Origin of the sequence: Antribacter soli, from assembly GCF_021568775.1 — a bacterium.
Classification (GTDB): domain Bacteria; phylum Actinomycetota; class Actinomycetes; order Actinomycetales; family Cellulomonadaceae; genus Antribacter; species Antribacter soli.
Genome location: NZ_JAKGSG010000022.1, coordinates 163097 through 179776 on the forward strand (window position 1 = coordinate 163097; position 16680 = coordinate 179776).

At 72.7% G+C, this 16680-nt stretch carries 12 protein-coding genes; 5 read left to right on the plus strand and 7 right to left on the minus strand.

Features of this window, described 5'->3' with window-relative positions:
• Positions 1–109 precede the first annotated feature (109 nt).
• A complete protein-coding gene (locus tag L1785_RS06630) occupies positions 110–1000 on the plus strand; it encodes an HAD family hydrolase (RefSeq protein WP_236088415.1) in 891 nt (296 codons plus the stop codon).
• Between the two features lie 13 nt (positions 1001–1013).
• On the opposite strand, the gene map is transcribed toward L1785_RS06630, so the two are convergent.
• The gene (gene map / locus L1785_RS06635; protein ID WP_236088416.1) at positions 1014–1796 is read right to left on the minus strand and encodes a type I methionyl aminopeptidase; all 783 of its coding nucleotides are present in this window, start codon (positions 1794–1796) and stop codon (positions 1014–1016) included.
• 282 nt (positions 1797–2078) lie between these two features.
• Here map and L1785_RS06640 point away from each other — a divergent pair, with 282 nt between their 5' ends.
• From L1785_RS06640 to L1785_RS06650, 3 genes are all read left to right on the plus strand, one after another.
• Positions 2079–3473, plus strand: a complete 1395-nt coding sequence (locus L1785_RS06640) for an ABC transporter substrate-binding protein (protein ID WP_236088417.1) — start codon at positions 2079–2081, stop codon at positions 3471–3473.
• Positions 3474–3592: 119 nt separating this feature from the next.
• Entirely contained in the window at positions 3593–4585 is a 993-nt protein-coding gene (locus L1785_RS06645; RefSeq protein WP_372461812.1) for a carbohydrate ABC transporter permease, read from the plus strand.
• Positions 4582–5541, plus strand: a complete 960-nt coding sequence (locus L1785_RS06650; protein ID WP_236088418.1) for a carbohydrate ABC transporter permease — start codon at positions 4582–4584, stop codon at positions 5539–5541. The genes L1785_RS06645 and L1785_RS06650 overlap by 4 nt, the downstream gene beginning before the upstream one ends.
• Before the next feature lie 83 nt (positions 5542–5624).
• Here L1785_RS06650 and L1785_RS06655 read toward each other — a convergent pair whose 3' ends face one another.
• The 6 genes from L1785_RS06655 to L1785_RS06680 all read right to left on the minus strand — a co-directional run bounded on the left by L1785_RS06655 (position 5625) and on the right by L1785_RS06680 (position 12087).
• Entirely contained in the window at positions 5625–6473 is an 849-nt protein-coding gene (locus L1785_RS06655; RefSeq protein ID WP_236088419.1) for a hypothetical protein, read from the minus strand.
• A gap of 14 nt (positions 6474–6487) precedes the next feature.
• Entirely contained in the window at positions 6488–7384 is an 897-nt protein-coding gene (locus tag L1785_RS06660; RefSeq protein WP_236088420.1) for a hypothetical protein, read from the minus strand.
• Between the two features lie 73 nt (positions 7385–7457).
• The gene (locus tag L1785_RS06665; protein WP_236088421.1) at positions 7458–7988 is read right to left on the minus strand and encodes a methylated-DNA--[protein]-cysteine S-methyltransferase; all 531 of its coding nucleotides are present in this window, start codon (positions 7986–7988) and stop codon (positions 7458–7460) included.
• Positions 7985–9598 carry an AlkA N-terminal domain-containing protein gene (locus L1785_RS06670; RefSeq protein ID WP_236088422.1) on the minus strand — a complete coding sequence of 538 codons (1614 nt, stop codon included), beginning with the start codon at positions 9596–9598 and terminating at the stop codon, positions 7985–7987. Before L1785_RS06670 ends, L1785_RS06665 begins: the two co-directional genes overlap by 4 nt.
• A 146-nt stretch (positions 9599–9744) precedes the next feature.
• Entirely contained in the window at positions 9745–11319 is a 1575-nt protein-coding gene (locus L1785_RS06675; protein ID WP_268914915.1) for a right-handed parallel beta-helix repeat-containing protein, read from the minus strand.
• 174 nt (positions 11320–11493) lie between these two features.
• Positions 11494–12087, minus strand: coding sequence for a GNAT family N-acetyltransferase (locus tag L1785_RS06680; RefSeq protein WP_236088423.1), 594 nt, complete (start codon positions 12085–12087; stop codon positions 11494–11496).
• A 91-nt stretch (positions 12088–12178) separates the two neighbouring features.
• Between L1785_RS06680 and L1785_RS06685 the strand changes: the two genes are divergently transcribed.
• On the plus strand, positions 12179–16666 hold the full coding sequence (locus L1785_RS06685) for an SCO7613 C-terminal domain-containing membrane protein (RefSeq protein WP_236088424.1): 4488 nt from the start codon (positions 12179–12181) through the stop codon (positions 16664–16666).
• The last annotated feature ends 14 nt before the right edge of the window (positions 16667–16680 follow it).

The window sequence follows — 16680 nt, forward strand, 5'->3', positions numbered from 1 at the left end:
TCGCGTCCGATCACCGTCGGCGCTTGGTGCACGTGCAGGCATCCCGGTACGGTGTGACCCTGCTCACTGTGAGCGTGCTGAACGGGGCCCGAGGGACGGAGGCGCAGCGATGCCGCTCGACCAGGAGTCCGTGGCTCCCGCGTGGCGCAGCGTCGTGCGGATGGCGGCCGCCGTCGTGACAGCGAGCGCTGTGCACGGTTCGCCGCCCGCCGCGACCGGGCCTGTCCTCGTCGCCCTCGACATCGACGGGACCATCGCGGGCCCCGGAAACACCATCTCGGACGCGACGCTCGACGCCGTCGCCCAGGTTCGGGCGGCCGGTCACCACGTCGTGCTGGCCTCCGGACGCTCGCTCGTGGGGATCCTGCCGGTCGCGGCGCGACTGGGCCTCACGGACGGCTGGGTGGTCGCCTCCAACGGCGCCGTGACCGCTCGGCTCGGTGACCACCTCCCCGGCGGCTACGCGCTGGAGGACGTGCGAACGTTCGACGCCGGGCCCGCGATGCGCCTGGCGCGAGCGCTGCTGCCGCACGTCAAGCTCGCCGTCGAGGAGATCGGCTGGGGCTACCGCGTGCTGTCGCTCTTCCCGCCGTCCGACGTCAACGGCAGGCAGCAGGTCGTCGGCCTGTCGGACCTGTGGACAGCGCCAGTGACCCGTGCGATCGTGCGGGCGCCAGGGGCGGTGCACGCCCTGCTCGAGCCCCTGCGCCGGATCGGCGTCACCGCAACACCCGCCGCGTCCGACTGGATCGACGTCATCCCGGACCGGCTGAGCAAGGCGATCTCCCTGGAGCGCATCCGCGTCCGGCTCGGCGTGGCGCGCGAGCACACGGTCGCCGTCGGCGACGGTGTCAACGACCTCGAGATGATGGCCTGGGCGCTGCGGAGCGTCGCGATGGGCCACTCGCCCCAGGCCGTGCTCCAGGCGGCGGACGAGGTCACCGGGAGCCTCGCCGACGACGGACTGGTGCCGGTGCTGCGGTCGCTCCTGCCGAGGTAGAGCGGAGCGAAGCTCAGTCTCGCGCCGTCAGGACCAGCGGGGCGCCGTCCCCCGTGATCGCGATCGTGTGCTCGCTGTGCGCGCCGCGGGAGCCGTCGGCGGAGCGCAGTGTCCAGCCGTCCGGGTCCGTCCAGATCTCGTCGGTGGTCTCGAGGAACCACGGCTCGATCGCGATGACGAGGCCCGGCTTGAGGGGAAAGCCGCGGCCGGCCCGGCCGTCGTTCGGGACGTGCGGGTCGCCGTGCATGACGCGGCCGACGCCGTGGCCGCCGAAGTCGGTGTTGATCTGGTACCCGGCGGCGTGGCCAACCTCAGCGATCGCGGCGGAGATGTCGCCGATCCTGTTGCCCGCGACGGCGGCCGCGATACCGGCCTCCAGCGCCACCTCGGTGGTGCGGATCAGCTTGGCGTCGGTGTCCCCGCGGTCCGGCAGCGGCGTGCCGACCACGAAGGACTGCGCGGAGTCGGCCACCCAGCCGTCGACCGCCGCGGCGAAGTCGATGCTCAGGAGGTCGCCGGGGCGCAGCGCGTAGTCGTACGGCAGACCGTGCAGCACGGCGTCGTTCACCGACGTGCAGATCACCTTGCCGAACGGCATGGCGCCGAACGACGGGTGGTAGTCGATGTAGCAGGACTCGGCGCCGCGGTCGCGGATCAGCTTGTGCGCGACCTCGTCGAGCTCGAGGAGGTTCACGCCGACACCGGCGGCCTCCCGGACGGCGGTGAGCACCTCGGCGACGAAGCGCCCGGCGGGCCGCATCTCCTCGATCTCCCGCGGCGTCCTCAGCTCGATCATGTCCGTCCTCTCGTGCACCGGCCCTGCACGCGCAGGTCACGCGTGCGGGGTCCAGCCTACGGCGCGCCGCGTCCGGTCCGGTGGCAGAGTGTCTGGCCGACGCACCGCCCGACGAGTTTGCTAAGACTCTTAAGTAATGCATTCGTCATGCTCTTGCAGCCTGTTTGCGCTTGCATGTTCTTGCGAAACAGGGTTGCCTCGGGTGGGAGGGCCTGGCAAGGTTCAAGGCCGTACGTGCACGTCAGAGCGTTTAAGAACCACAGAGCAGTGGAAGGACACGTCATGACCATCCGTATCTCGGCCCGGAGGCGTACCCTCGCCGTCGCGGCTTCGGGCGCCGCCCTGGCGCTCTCCCTCACAGCGTGTGCCGACACCGGTGACGGCGACGGAGGCACCGGCGACGGTGGTGACGACGCGGCCGGCTTCGAGATCGATTGCGCACCGTACGAGGAGTTCGGCGACCTCGACGGCACGACCGTGACCGTCTACACCACCATCGTGGACCCGGAGGGGGCGACGCAGCAGGCGTCCTACGACCCGTTCGAGGCGTGCACGGGCGTCACGATCGAGTACGAGGCCTCGCGCGAGATGGAGGCGCAGCTTCCGGTGCGCGTCCAGGCCGGCAACCCTCCGGACATCGCGATCCTCCCGCAGCCCGGCCTGCTGAACACCCTTGTCACGCAGTACGACGCCGTCCTGCCGGCCCCGCCGCAGGTCGAGGCGAACGTGGACGAGGGCTGGCACGAGTCGTGGAAGGGCTACGGCACGGTCGACGGCACGTTCTATGCCGCGCCGCTCGGCTCCAACGTCAAGTCGTTCGTCTGGTACTCCCCTGCGGCGTTCGAGGAGGGCGGCTACGAGGTCCCCGAGACGTGGGACGACCTGCTGGCCCTGACGCAGCAGATCGTCGACGACACGGGCGGCGAGATCAAGCCCTGGTGCGCCGGCGTCGAGTCGGGTGACGCGACCGGCTGGCCGGCGACGGACTGGATCGAGGACGTGGTGCTGCGCACCGCAGGCGTCGACGTCTACGACCAGTGGTACAAGCACGAGATCCCGTTCAACGACCCGCAGATCGTCGAGGCGTTCGACGCAGCGGGTGAGATCCTCAAGAACCCGGACTACGTGAACGGCGGTCTCGGCGGCGTCGACTCGATCGCCACCACGCCGTGGACGGACGCGGGCTACCCGATCCTCGACGGCAACTGCTACCTGCACCGCGCCGCGAACTTCTACCAGACGCAGTGGCCCGAGGGCACCACGGTGGCCGAGGACGGCGACGTCTTCGCGTTCTACCTGCCGGCGGAGACCACGGACGAGAAGCCGACCCTGGTGGCCGGCGAGTTCATCGGCGCGTTCAACGACCGCCCCGAGGTCCAGGCCTTCCAGACCTACCTCTCGTCGGCCGACTGGGCCAACGCCAAGGCCGCGGCCACGCCGAACGGCGGCTGGGTGAGCGCCAACTATGGCCTCGACCCGGAGCTTCTTGCAACGGACTTCGACAAGGCGTCCGCCGCGGTCCTCGCCGACCCGGCAACGGTCGCCCGCTTCGACGGGTCCGACCTGATGCCGAGCGAGGTGGGTGCCGGCACCTTCTGGGCCGGGATGACGGAGTGGTTCGCCAGGGACCTCTCCTCGCAGGAGGTCGCCGACCAGATCGAGAACTCCTGGCCGTGACGGGTCTTTTCGCCCGCTCGTGATGACGCGCGGAGGCGCGGGACCTCGTGTCCCGCGCCTCCGCCGTCCTAGGCTGGGGGTGGACCCGTCAGCGACGACTGGACCAACTAGGAGGACCCGTGGACTGGTTTATCGACGCCGGGGACGACCCGGCGCACAAGTTCTTGCTCATGCTGGTGGCGATCGCCCTCTTCGTGGTGGTGATGGGCCTGATCCTCTTCCTCGTGGACCGGCCCCGGAACGCGCCGAGGTGGCTGGTCAGCCTCGGCTTCGTGGGGCCGGCGCTCGCGATGCTCGCCTTCGGCCTGCTCTACCCGGGCCTCGACACCATCAAGAACTCGTTCTACAACAGGAACGGGTCGGAGTTCATCGGGCTCGACAACTACGCCACGGCCTTCACCGAGTCGCAGTTCCTCATCGTCCTGGGCAACACCGCGCTGTGGGTGCTGGTCGCGCCGATCACGGCCACGTTCCTCGGTCTGGTCTACGCGGTGGTGGTGGACAAGAGCCGGTTCGAAAAGTTCGCCAAGGCGCTCGTGTTCCTGCCGATGGCGATCTCGATGGTGGGCGCGTCGATCATCTGGAAGTTCGTCTACGAGTTCAAGCCGGCGCAGGGCACCGTGCAGCAGACGGGCTTGCTGAACCAGGTGATCGTCTGGTTCGGCGGGGAGCCGATCCAGTTCCTGCTGCAGCGGCCGCTGAACAACTTCCTGCTCATGGTGGTGCTCATCTGGATCCAGACCGGCTTCGCGATGACCTTGCTGTCGGCGTCGATCCGCGCCATCCCCGACGACATCGTCGAGGCCGCCCGCCTCGACGGGCTGTCCGGATTCGGCATGTTCTGGCGCATCACCATCCCGAGCATCCGGCCGGCCCTGGTGGTCGTCCTCACCACGATCGCGATGACCACGCTCAAGTCGTTCGACATCGTCCGCACCATGACCGCGGGCCGGTTCAACACGTCGATCGTGGCGAACGAGTTCTACGAGCAGAGCTTCCGGCAGAACAACACCGGCCTCGGCGCGGCGCTTGCCGTGCTGCTGTTCGTCATCGTGATCCCGGTCATCGTCTACAACGTGCGCCAGATGCGCCTGGCTGAGGAGGTCCGATGACCACGCAGTCAGCAGGGGCTGCCGCCACGGCGGGCGGCACTGCAGTAACGGAAACGCGCGGGACGACCCGGGTATCGCCGGGCCTCACCGAGCGGGCGCGGAAGGCGAAGGCGCGGCTGACCTCGCCCTGGGCGAGCGCGATCGCGGTGATCATCGCGGTGCTCTGGACCATCCCGACCGTCGGCCTGCTGGTGACGTCCTTCCGGCCAGAGCTGGACATCCGGCGCAGCGGCTGGTGGACGGTCTTCGGCGACGCGTTCGCCGGCGAGCCCGTCTTCTCGATGCGCAACTACGAGACGGCGCTGTTCGAGAGCTCGACGGACCTGATCAGCTTCTTCGTGAACTCGTTCGTCATCACGCTGCCCGCCGTGGTCATCCCGATCACGATCGCGCTGCTCGCCGCCTACGGCTTCGCGTGGATCGACTTCAGGGGCCGCGACATCCTCTTCGTCGCGGTGTTCGCCCTGCAGATCATCCCGATCCAGATCACCCTCATCCCGCTGCTGCGGACGTACGTCCAGGGCGGCATCAACGGCAGCTACTGGACCATCTGGCTGTCGCACTCGATCTTCGCGCTGCCGCTCGCGATCTTCCTGCTGCACAACTTCATGAAGGACATCCCGAGGTCGCTCGTCGAGGCGGCGCGCGTGGACGGCGCCGGGCACGTGAAGATCTTCTTCCAGGTCGTCATGCCGCTGCTCACGCCGGCCATCGCGGCGTTCGGCATCTTCCAGTTCCTGTGGGTCTGGAACGACCTGCTCGTCGCCCTGGTCATGGGGTCCCCGGACACGTTCCCGCTCACCGTCCGCGTCGCCGAGATGGCGGGCTCGCGCGGCGGCGACTGGCACGTCCTGTCGTCCGGCGCGTTCATCTCGATGGTCGTCCCGCTGATCGTGTTCCTGTCGCTCCAGCGGTACTTCGTCCGGGGCCTCCTGGCGGGTTCCGTCAAGGGCTGACAGTGGTTGCCCGACGCCGGACCGGTCGCCTTCGCGAGGAGGCGACCGGTCCGGCGTCGGCACGTCCGGGAGGTGCCGAGCGCCTAGGAGGGGTAGGGGCGGACGGTCGGCGTCCGGAATCCCATCCGGGACCACTCGTCCCAGGTCAGGAACAAGATCTCTACGCCCTGGGGGCCCTGGTAGTAGAGCGTCGGGAAGGCATCCCACTTCCAGAGCACGTCCCCGGGCAGCGAGTCGACGACCATCGGCGTCGGCGACCCATAGTGGACCCACTCGTCATAGGTCAGGACGTGGCCGCCCGCATTGCCGGCCAGGCGCGGAAGGCCCGTCGGCTCCCAGCCCTCGATGCCGCCGACGACGAAGATCTTGTCCGTCCACCCGTAGCGGAAGAAGCCCTGGTAGTTGAAGATGTGGGGCTCGGGCGAGCCGATCGCCACCCACTCGGCGTAGGACAGCTTGTGAGAAGGCACCCAGCCGCCGCCGGTCTTGATCAGAGGCGGATCCTGAAGGAAGAGCTCGTCCGACGTCGAGTGCCCGGAGACGAACGACTCCGGGATCCAGGACGCCGTCGCCGGTGTCGGGTAGCCCGCTGTGCGCCACTCCCCGAACGTGACCTGGCTGGCCTTCTCCACCGGCTCTCCGTACGCCCACGTGGCCGGGAGCGTGAACCGCGCGAAGATGTTCGGCGACCAGCTGTAGCGCACGTAGTCCACGTCCACCCGGGTGGGGGCCGGGAAGCCGGCGGACGCCCACTGCGAGTACGAGATGTGCTCGTAGGTCTCCGCGGCGGTCCCGTGCCAGATGTAGCCGTCGAACTCGGTGACGTAGTAGCCGGAGTCGGCGGCTGACGCGGGCGCGGCGGGAACGGAGAGCCCCAGGAGGAGGCACCCGGCCGCCGTCACGGTGGCCGCGAACCTTCGTACGATCGTCATCAGAAGAACCTTCCTCAGCATCCGGGGTACTCGGGCATCGGCGTGTCGATCCTCGTCGGGGTCGGCGAACCCGCGGCGGCCCACTGGGCCGGCGTGAGCTGGAAGTAGCCCGCCGGACCGTCGTAGTAGATCTTGCTCTCCCACATGCTCCTGTTGCTGAAGCCGTTGTAGGTGCCGGAGAGGTAGCGATCCCGGGTCGTGGAAGCCACGGTCTCGGGCGCCGGCGAGCCGAGGTCCAGCCACTCGGTGTACTCCAGGTGGGCCCAGCAGTGCCATCCCACCCCGGACGGGTATTCGGGCGACCACCCGCCCGCAGGCCCGATGAGCCACGGCTCGATCCGGAAGATCCCGTCGGTCCATGGCAGCCGGTAGATGCCGTGGAGGCTGTCCGGCATCGGCGGCGGGTATCCCATCGCCGCCCACTCCGCGCCGGTCAGGTGGTGGTCGGGAACGTCGTGGCCGTACTCCGCGACATAGATCGCCGGTGAGGTCGCGTACCGGATGATGGAGCACGTCACGAGCTCGCACAGCCGAGCGTCCGCGACAGGTGCCGGACGCCCGGCAGCGACCCACTGGTCATACTGCACCGGGGCGTCCGCGGCACCGCCGTCGGGCCAGTGGACCAGCCCGTAGATGCCCGGGCTCCACGGCAGGTGCGCGTAGGTGTCGACGGGCCGGACGATCGGCGCCGGGTAGCCCAGGGCGACCCAGTCCGTGTACGAGAGGGGCGCCCGGGTGGCGCGGGTCTCGTCCCAGCTGTCAGGGCTCCCGGCGACCCGGTAGATCGTGGCCTCGGAGGCCGCCTTGACCAGGAAGTACTCGTCCTCTGCCGCATGCGCCGGTGCACCTGGCAGAAGGGACGCTACACACATCGACGCTGCGAGCACCGCGAGCAGACGACCAGTCCTCATGTGGACCCTCCTCAGGATCGCGGCAACCCTAGCGGGTCAGCAGGTGCCGCGGAACCGCTGGTGAGGGGCCCTTTCAGGTGAGTTCACGGGCCAGCAGGCTCTCCTTCACCGGAAGCCCGTAACGGAACCCGCCGAGGGTGCCGTCGGTGCGCAGGATGCGGTGGCACGGCACGAACAGAGCCGCCGCGTTCATCGCGCACGCCCCGGCGGCGGCGCGCACCGCGGCCGGGCGGCCCGTCCGCTCTGCGTACTCGCTGTAGGTGATCCGTTCGCCCGGCTCCACGGTGCGCAGCACGTCCCACGCGTGCGTCCGGTACGGGCCGCTCGCCTGCCGCACGGGAACGCGCCCGGGGGCGGCCAGGTCGCCCGCGTAGTACGCCTCGACGGCCTTGGCCGCGTCGGAGAGCATCGCGGTGGCCAGGCTGCCCGACGGCGCAGCCGCCTCCCCGGGCACCTGCACCTCGGCGGGCCGCAGCGTGGGGTGGATGAGGGCGACGAGGGACGCGACGTCGGCGGTCCAGCCGGCGGCGAGGACCGACTCGTCGTCGACGACCACGCTGAACGGGCCGTCGGGAGTGGTGAGCGTGGTGGTCAGGGCGGTCACGGGAGGCTCCTGGTGGTTGCGGGCGTGGTTTCGGGTGCTGGCTGCGCCGGCGCGGCCGGCGGGGAGGCGCGCCACAGGTGCATCGCGGCGTAGGACCGCCACGGTGCCCACGCGGTACCCCGTGCCTGGAGGGCACGGAACTCGTGCGCCCGGCTGGCGGCCTGGGCCGGGTCCTGCGGCCCGAGCAGCCCCAGCGACCGGGCGCCCGCCAGCAGGGCGACGTCGCGGTCGAGAAGTACGTCGGGGTCGCCCAGGACGCGCAGCGCGACGTACGCGGCGGTCCACGGCCCGATCCCGGGCCGGGCGACGAGCGCCGCCCGCAGCTCCTCGGCGTCGTCCCCGACGCTCACGGCAAGGTCGCCGTCGGCCAGGGCGCGGGTGGTGTCGACCACAGTGCGCACGTTGCGTGCGGGCAGGCGGAGGTGCTCCGGGGCGGCGGCGGCCACCTCTCCGGGCCCGGGGAAGAGTGTGGTGAGCCCCGGGATCCCTGCCGCATAGGGCGCGCCCGCGGCCGCCGCGAGCCGAGTGAGGTGTGTGCGGGCGGCGGCGACGCTGATCTGCTGGCCCACGATCGCGCGGACGACGAGCTCGTGCGGGTCCACCGCGCCCGGCATGCGGATCCCGGGCGTCGCGGCGACGAGCGGGGCGAGCACGGGGTCGACGGCCAGGGCCGCGTCCACAGCCTGCGGGTCGGCGTCCAGGTCGAGCAGGCGGCGGACGCGGGCGACGGCGACCGGCACGTCGGCCAGGTGGGTGACCTCGAGGTGGAGGTCGAACCGGGGCTGACCGCGGCCGGCCCGCGGGTGCGGCCGGTACGTCACCTCGAAGGCGCCGGGCCCGCGGGGCAGCGTCACCGTGCGCGCGTAGCGGAGGTCGGGGCCGGACAGGTCGGCGGACTCCACGCCCGCGATGGCGCGGACCGCGAGGAACTCGAGGACGCCGCGCGCGTCGAACGGCTCACGGAACGGCAGGGTGAGGTGGATGCGCACGGGCTGCGGCTCCGCGCCGGCCGGTTGGTGCACGGCCGGTCCGTCGGCCGACCTACCCCGCCGGGCGCGGGCGCGCAGCTCGGTCGGCGTCGTCGCGAACACCTCGGTGACCGTGTCGTTGAACTGCCGGATCGACCCGAAGCCGGCGGCGAACGCGACGTCGGCCACGGAGAGCGCGGTCCCGACGAGCAGCGCGCGGGCGGTCTGCGCCCGCTGGGCGCGGGCGAGGGCCAGCGGTCCGGCGCCCAGCTCGCTCGCGACGAGCCGGTGGATGTGGCGGGTGCTGTAGCCGAGGCGCACCGCGAGGCCTTCCACGCCCTCGCGGTCCACGACGCCGTCGGCCACGAGCCGCATCACGCGGCCGGCCAGGTCACGGCGCAGGTTCCACTCCGGCGTCCCGGGGGCGGCCTCGGGGAGGCAGCGCTTGCACGCCCGGAAGCCGGCCTCGTGCGCTGCGGCGCTGGTCAGGAAGAAGGTGACGTTCTCGGCCTTGGGCGTGCGCGCAGGGCACGACGGCCGGCAGTAGATGCCGGTGGACCGCACGGCCACGAAGAACTGGCCGTCGAAGCGCTGGTCGCGCGCGGCGATGGCGCGGTAGCGCTCGGAGAAGTGCCTGTCCATGCGGCCATCCTCACCCGGCGAGCACGGGGAGTGCTAGCGGGTTTCGGACACGGCGGTGGCTGCCCGACGACGGCCGGGGTCGGCCGGGCGGCAGGCGCGCCCCGGTCCACGGGACCGGGGCGCGCGCCGCGCGGATGGACCGAGCGCTAGAACCGCGCCCCGACGTCGGCGCCGTTGGCGGGGCGCAGGAAGGTCGACGACGGGATGGAGCCGTCGGCCTGGCGGGCCCCGGTGATGGTGCTGGGATCGGTGCTGACGAAGGACCACGTGCCGCCGAGGTCCCAGGAGTTGTTGCTGCCGCTGGAGCTCGACCCGAGCGACACGTTCGTCCCGTTGGCTACGGACAGGTTGCGGGTCAGGGTCCCGTCGGCGTCGGCGTAGTCGAAGCCCGTCCCGCCGTTGTCCCACGCGGTGTTGCGCTCGGCGACCATCGCGCCCGGGTTGGAGTTGTCGATGAAGCCGCCGGCGGAGTTGTCCCACGCCATGCTGTTCCGTGTGACGTGCGCGGCGGGCAGGTCGACGTCGCCTCCGCCGAGCTTGAAGCCGTTGCCGTCGCCGCTGTAGTCCGGGATGCCCCAGCGGTTGTAGCCGTTGCCGTAGGCGAGGCTGTTCTCCACGGTCACGGGGGAGAGGAACTCCCAGAAGTCCAGACCGTCGTCGGAGTTGTTCCACAGCCGGGCGCCGCGGATGACGTTCCCGGTCCCCGAGCCCTCCTTGATAGCGATGCCGTCGGCGCTCTCACCGCTGTTGCGGGGGTCGCGGTTGCCGTAGCTGTCGAGGTTGAGGATCTGGTTGTTGCCGGACGCGCCCTGCAGGTGCAGGCCGCTCTCGTAGTTGTCCCTCGTGATGAGACGGTCGAAGACGCCGTAGTTCGTGTCGAGGCCGAAGATGCCGTAGGGGCCGTGGATGATCTCGAGCCCGACGAGGCGCCAGTACTCGCCCTCGATGTGGATGGCGCCGCGCTCGGCCCGCGGGATGCTGCCGCCGACGGGCGCCGGCGTGTGCAGCATGTTCTCCCCGTCGATGACGGCGCGCTCGCCGGAGTAGCTGCGCAGCGTGTACGGCTGGCTCGCCGTGCCGTTCTTGACCAGCTGGATGTTGGTGCTGGGCGCGTAGGTGCCGCCCCGCAGGTAGATGGTGGTGCCGGGCTGCGCGAGGTCGACCCCGCGCTGGATCGTGCGCAGCGGCGCGGCGAGCGTCCCGGCGTTGGCGTCGTTGCCGCTGGGCGAGACGTAGAGCGCGGCGGACGCCGGCGCGTCCGCGGTGGTGACCTCGAGGTAGTCGATGTTCGGCAGCCCGGCCGAGGTGGTGGGGCTGAACCGGATGGTGTTGGCGCCTGCGGCGACCGTGATGCTCACCGTGGCCGACGTCCAGCCGGTCCAGGTGCTGGTGCCGGCGAAGGACAGCGTGGTGGCTCGCGTGCCGTTGACGAGCACGTCCGCGGGGCGGTTGGTGGTGGTGCCGTTGGCGTAGCGGACCACCAGGGTCGCGGAGCCGGCGGCCGGGGCGTTGGCGGTGAACTGGGAGGCCGCGCCGGTGGCGTTGTTCGCGTTGCAGAAGCCGCTGCCGGAGAAGCCGGTGTGGTTGGAGTCGATGGTGCCGTCACACGTGGCGGGCGCCGTCTCGGCCTCGTAGCGGACCGTGGCGGCCGTGGCGGACACGGGGGCGAGGACCGCACCGACGACGAGGGCGGCGCAGAGGGCTAAGGACTTGAGTCTCATGGGCATCTCCGGACGAGCGCGGGCTGGCTTGGGCGACATTGCACAGAGCACACGATGGGAAAGCGCTCTCCATCGGGGTCGATGGTACTGACCTGGGTTACAGCACGTCAACGGTTCTGGGGAACCGGTTTCTCATCTCGTTGTGGGTGTCGGCGGCCACCGCCTCGGCGCCGGTCACGCCCCGGCTGTCGCCCCGATCGAGGCGAGCCGCGCCAGGAGGCCGTCCCGCACGGCGGGCCACTCGTCAGCGAGGATCGAGAAGTAGACCGAGTCGCCCGTGGACCCGTCGGGCGCGATGCGGTGCGCCCGCAGCACGCCCTCCTGGGTCGCGCCGAGGCGGCGCATGGCGGCGAGGGAGCGCGTGTTCCGGGAGTCGCCACGGAGCGCGACGCGCTGCAGCCCGAGCTCCTCGAAGGCGTGCCGTAGCAGGAGGTACTTGCACGCCGGGTTCGTCGCGCCGCCCCACCAGTCACGCCCGTAGAAGGTGGCGCCGATCTCGACGCGACGTTGCGCAGGAGCGAGGTCGTACAGGCGGGTGGAGCCGCGGACGACGCCGTCGGCCGCGCTCACGACCGCGAACGGCACCTGGTCCGGTGCTGCGCGGGCTGCCTCGACGTAGGTCGCCATCAGCTCGGGCGTGCCCGGCAGCGGCTGGGTCATCCCCGCCCAGATCCCGTCGTCGACGAGCGCCGCGAGCGCCTCCGCGTGCCGCTTGGCCAGGGGTTCGAGCCGGACGCCATGGGTCTCGAGAACGATGTCGTGGATCACGCGGCCCACCGTAGTTCCGACCCGAGATCTTCACGAAACACCCCCTGTGGACAACGTCCAGGTTGTTCCCAGGGCCGACAGGATGACCGCCATGAGAGAGACCTGGGTCGATGTCGCACTCATGCGGCTGCCCGACACCCTCGCCTGCCCCGCCTGCGGCGCGCGCCTCGCGTCGTCGCGGTGCGACCGCTGCCGGCTCGACCTGAGCGCGCCCCGCGCGCACGAGGTCGCGCAGGCCTCTCTCGACGCTGCCGCCGCGCTGCAGCGCCGGCAGGAGGCGATCGACGTGATGCGGTCCGAACAGCCTGAGGCGGCGGAGTGGATCCGCGCGCGGGAGCGCCGCGGGGCAGGCGCAGCCGGGTCGGCGGGCCGGGCCACGGGGCCGACGGCGGCGCCGGCGTCGGGCGGCCGCGTCCCGGACGAGGCGGTGCGGCCGGCGGTCGGTGACGTGCCGCCCCGTGCTGCTGATCAGGCGGACGTGACGCCGGGTGGGACGGAGACGGTGGGTGCGCCCGCGGTGCCGTCGTCGGGCGCCGCGCTGCAGCCGATCCTGGCGGGCGCCGGAGCCGGCCTGCTGGCCGTGGCGACCGTCGTGTTCGTGTTCTTCACGCTGGCGGACCAGCTCGCACTGCGTGCCCTCGTGACGGGCGGCGTGACGGCGGCTGCGGTCGGCGTCGCCGCGCTGATGCGGCGCGCGGGCCTGCGGTCCTCCGCGGAGGCGGTGGCCGGCCTGGCCGTCGTGCTTGCCTGGGTCGATGCCGAGCTCGCACTCCAGGCGGGTTTGCTGGGCCTGCTCGACCCGGTCCTCGCGCGGGCGATCCTGCTCCTCGTGATCGCGCCGGCGTTCGTGGCGCTGGGGCACGGGCTCCGCGTGCGGGCGTGGGCGGGTGCGGGGCTCGTGGTCGCGCCGGCGGTCCCGGTGCTGGCTGCGGGCGGGATCACCGCGTTCTTCGGTTCGGCCGGGGCTGCCGGCTCGGGCGCCGCGGCGGGGTACTGGGTATGGACCGGTGGCCTGATCGCGTTCGCGCTGGTCGCGTACCTGGCACGGCGGGTCGCCGGACCGGTCGGGCAGCGGGTCGGCCGCCCGCTCCGGTTCGAGGATCGCGCGCTGCGGGTGGTCCGCGCGGCGGGCTTCCCGGGCGCGCTCCTCGTCGCGGCCGGCGCGATCTTCGAGTCGTCCGGCGCCCTCACCTCGTCCTGGACGGCCGCGATCCTGTGGACCGTGACGACGGCGCTGGCCGCAGGGCTCGGGCACGTACTGCGCGTGCGGTCGTGGGTGACCGCCGGGGTGCTCGCGCTGCCCGTGGTTCCTGTGCTGGCCGCGCTGGCGTTCACCGACGTGCTGCCCGGCGGCTGGGTGATGGGCGCCGGCCTGCTCGCGGCATCGCTCGTGACGCTCGTGGCGAGGGTCGTCGCCCGCGTGTCGGGGGAGCGCGCGGGCGCGCGCCTCGAGGTCGAGCGGGTCCTGTTGACCCTGATGCAGGTGGGTGCGTTCGTCCTCGCGCTCCCGCAGGCGGCCTTCGTCCGGGACGTCCCGGCCCTGCCAGGCTGGGGCGGGCCCGCGGTGCTGTTCGCGGTCGCGGCCCTCGTCGCGGTCGTGCTGCGCGCGGTGACGCACCACCGGGCGTGGGCGTTCTCGGCCGGCGTCGTCGCCGCTGTGGCGGCCGGCTTCCTGGGGGCGGTGCCGGGGACGGCGGCGGCGGGCTGGTTCCCGCTCGCGGCCGGTCTCGTGTGGGCGCTCGTGGCGGCGGTGACGACGCCGCACGCGCTCACGTGGCTCCGGCGGCCGGACGGCCGGCGCGGCATCGCCCCGCAGACCCGCGCTGACCTGCTCCTCGGGGTCTGGCTCGTCGTCGCGGCGGGTGCGGTCCCTGCGCTCCTCTTCCAGCTGGCGTACGTGCTGGGTGTGGTCGTCGGAGCGCTGACCGGTTACCCGACCTGGACGCTCGACGGCGGTCCCCTGGTCGGAGGCGGGCTCGACCGGCTGCGGGACGTCGAGGCCTGGGCGCACGTCGGTACGGCCGCGCTCGCGACGGTGTCGCTCGTCGCAGGCCGGCTGGCGCTGCCGGGTACCCTGCCGCGGGTCGCCCGTACCACCGCCCCCTGGATCACCGTGGGCCTGGCCATCGGCCTGGTCCTGGACCCGGCGCTGCTCTCGGTGACGTCGCTCGTGCTGCTCGCCGTGCTGGCGACCCTGCTGCTCGCCCTGGTCGCCGAGCCGTCGGCCGCCCCGCGGCCGCTGCGTGCCCCCTTCGGGCTGGCCCGCCGTGGGGTGCTGGCCGCGGCGCGCGGCACGTTCGTCCTCCGTCGGGTGGGTGGCCGGCCGCTCCTGCGGTCGGAGCCGGGCGTGTGGCGGGCGGCAGCCCTGACCGGCGCGTTCGCGGCGATCGCGCTCCTGCTCGTCGGGTCGTGGGGCTGGCGTCCCGGCGCGGTCGCCGGCGGGGCGGTCGTGGCGGGTCTCCTGCTCGCCGCTCGCGCGGCGGTGCCGCGGGCGCTGCACCCGTGGCTCGTCGGCACCGCGTACACGTACGCGCTCGTGGTGCTCGGAGTGTGGCTCGGCTGGCTGGGCCTCGACGGGGTGGCCGCGGTGTGCTCGGTCTCGGCCGCGGCGTCGCTCGCCGCGCTGGGCGTCACCCTCTGGCGGGGTGTCGCACGCGACGAGTGGCTCGCCGTCCTGGGGGTCACGTCCGTGCCGTTCGTGCTGGGCGTCGTCACCGTCGTGACCGAGAGCACGTGGTGGTCCGCGGGCGCCGCGGTCGCCATGCTCGCCCTCGAGCTCGTCCTCCTCCTGACCGCGCGGACGGGCCTCGCGCCCGCGGTGCGGGTCGTCGCGGCCGGCCTCGTGCTCCCGACGGCGTCCGTCGCCGTGGTCACCGCCGGCGCAATGGTGCTGCGCACCAGCGGCTCGCCCGTGGTGCTCCCCGTCGTCGCGATGCTCGTCGCGGTCGTGGCGGGGGCGGCGTCCCGGGTCGCCGAGTCGGTCGCCACCCGGGTGCCCGACGCCGACGCCCACCCCGGGCGCGCCACCCCACCCTCCGGCGGCACCGTCTGGGGCGCGGCGCTGGGCGACCGACTGCGGGGCGTCCTGGAGGCGTCGGCAGTTCTCACCGGTGCGATCGCGATCGGGCTCGCCTACCTGCGTCCGGCCGCCGGCCCGGACATCGCCGTCGCGGTGCTGCTCGTCCTCGCCGCAGGTGCGGCCTTCGTCGCCCGCGAGCCCGACCGGACCCGGGCCTGGTGGCTGACTGCCGGGCTCGTGACAGGCGCCACGTGGACCGCGCTCGCCGATGCCGGAGTGCGCCTCGTCGAGGCGTACACGCTGCCGCCCGCGCTCGGTGCCGTGGTCGTGGGTGCGCTGCTGGCACGCCGGGCGGAGCAAAGGGACGCCGGTGGCCGCGCGTGGCGGCTCGTCCTCGTGGGCGTGGCCCTCGCTCTGACGCCGTCGCTCCTGGTCCTGCTGTCCCGCGGGGAGCCGGGCGACACGCGCACGTACGTGCTCGTGGGGGCAGCGGTGGCCGCGCTCCTCGGGGAGCTCGCGCTGCGCCGGTGGCCGCTCGTGTCCGGCAGCTGGACCCGCTGGGGCCGCGCGGCACTCGCGGGCGCTGCGGCGCTCGCCGGAACGGCCGCGACGCTGGAGTCCCTGCACCTGGTGGAGGCGTCCCCGGACTGGTCCCGGCTGAGCAGCGGAGCCCTCTTCACGGTCGGGCTGCTGTGGTCGGCGGTCGGCGCGGGCATCGTGCTCGCGGCGACGGTCGCGGCCCGGCGGATCCTCGACGTCGCGGCGGCGCCCGGCGGCGCCGCCACCGCCCGGTGGGACGACGTGCTCCGACGCTGGGGCCTGGCCCCCGCGCTCGGCCTCGGTGTGCTCGGCGCGGTGGCGAACGTGCGGCCGGTGTGGGGCGCGATCATCACCCTCTGGGTGCTGGAGGCGGCGCTCCTGGTGCTCCTCGTCCTGACCGTCCGGCGGCTCGTCGTGCGCGAGGGCGGCGCTCTCGGTGCCCCGCCGTGGTTCGTCTGGGCGTCCGCGCTGGCCGTGGCGATCGCTGCCTGGTCGCCGCGCGACCTGCGCGTCGAGGTGTTCTCGGTCCCGCTGGGCGTCGGGCTGCTGCTCGCCGGCTACCTCGCGCTCCGGCCGGGAGCGACGCAGGACGACCACGACGCGACCGGACCGGACGACGGGAGGCGGGCGACCGGCGTCGGGCTGCCGTGGCCCCTCGGGAGGGACGGGTCATGGGTGCTGCTGGGCCCGGGTCTCCTCGCCCTGCTGGGGCCGTCCGTTCTGGCGACCTACACGGACCCGCTGACTTGGCGGGCGGTGCTCGTGGTCGTGGTGGCGCTCGCGGCCGTGCTGCTCGGGAGCCGTCGCCGGCTCGCGGCCCCGTTCCACGTCGGGGTGGCCGTGCTGCCCGCCGAGGTGCTCGTCGTGTTCCTGACCCAGCTCGGCACGCAGATCTCGGCGGTGCCGTGGATGCTCACCCTGGCCGCGGCCGGCGGCGTGCTGCTGATCATCGCCACGCTGGACGAGCGGCGCACCGAGGGGTACGGCGGCGCCGCGGCCTACCTGCGCGACCTGCGGTGAGCCTCCCGTCGGCC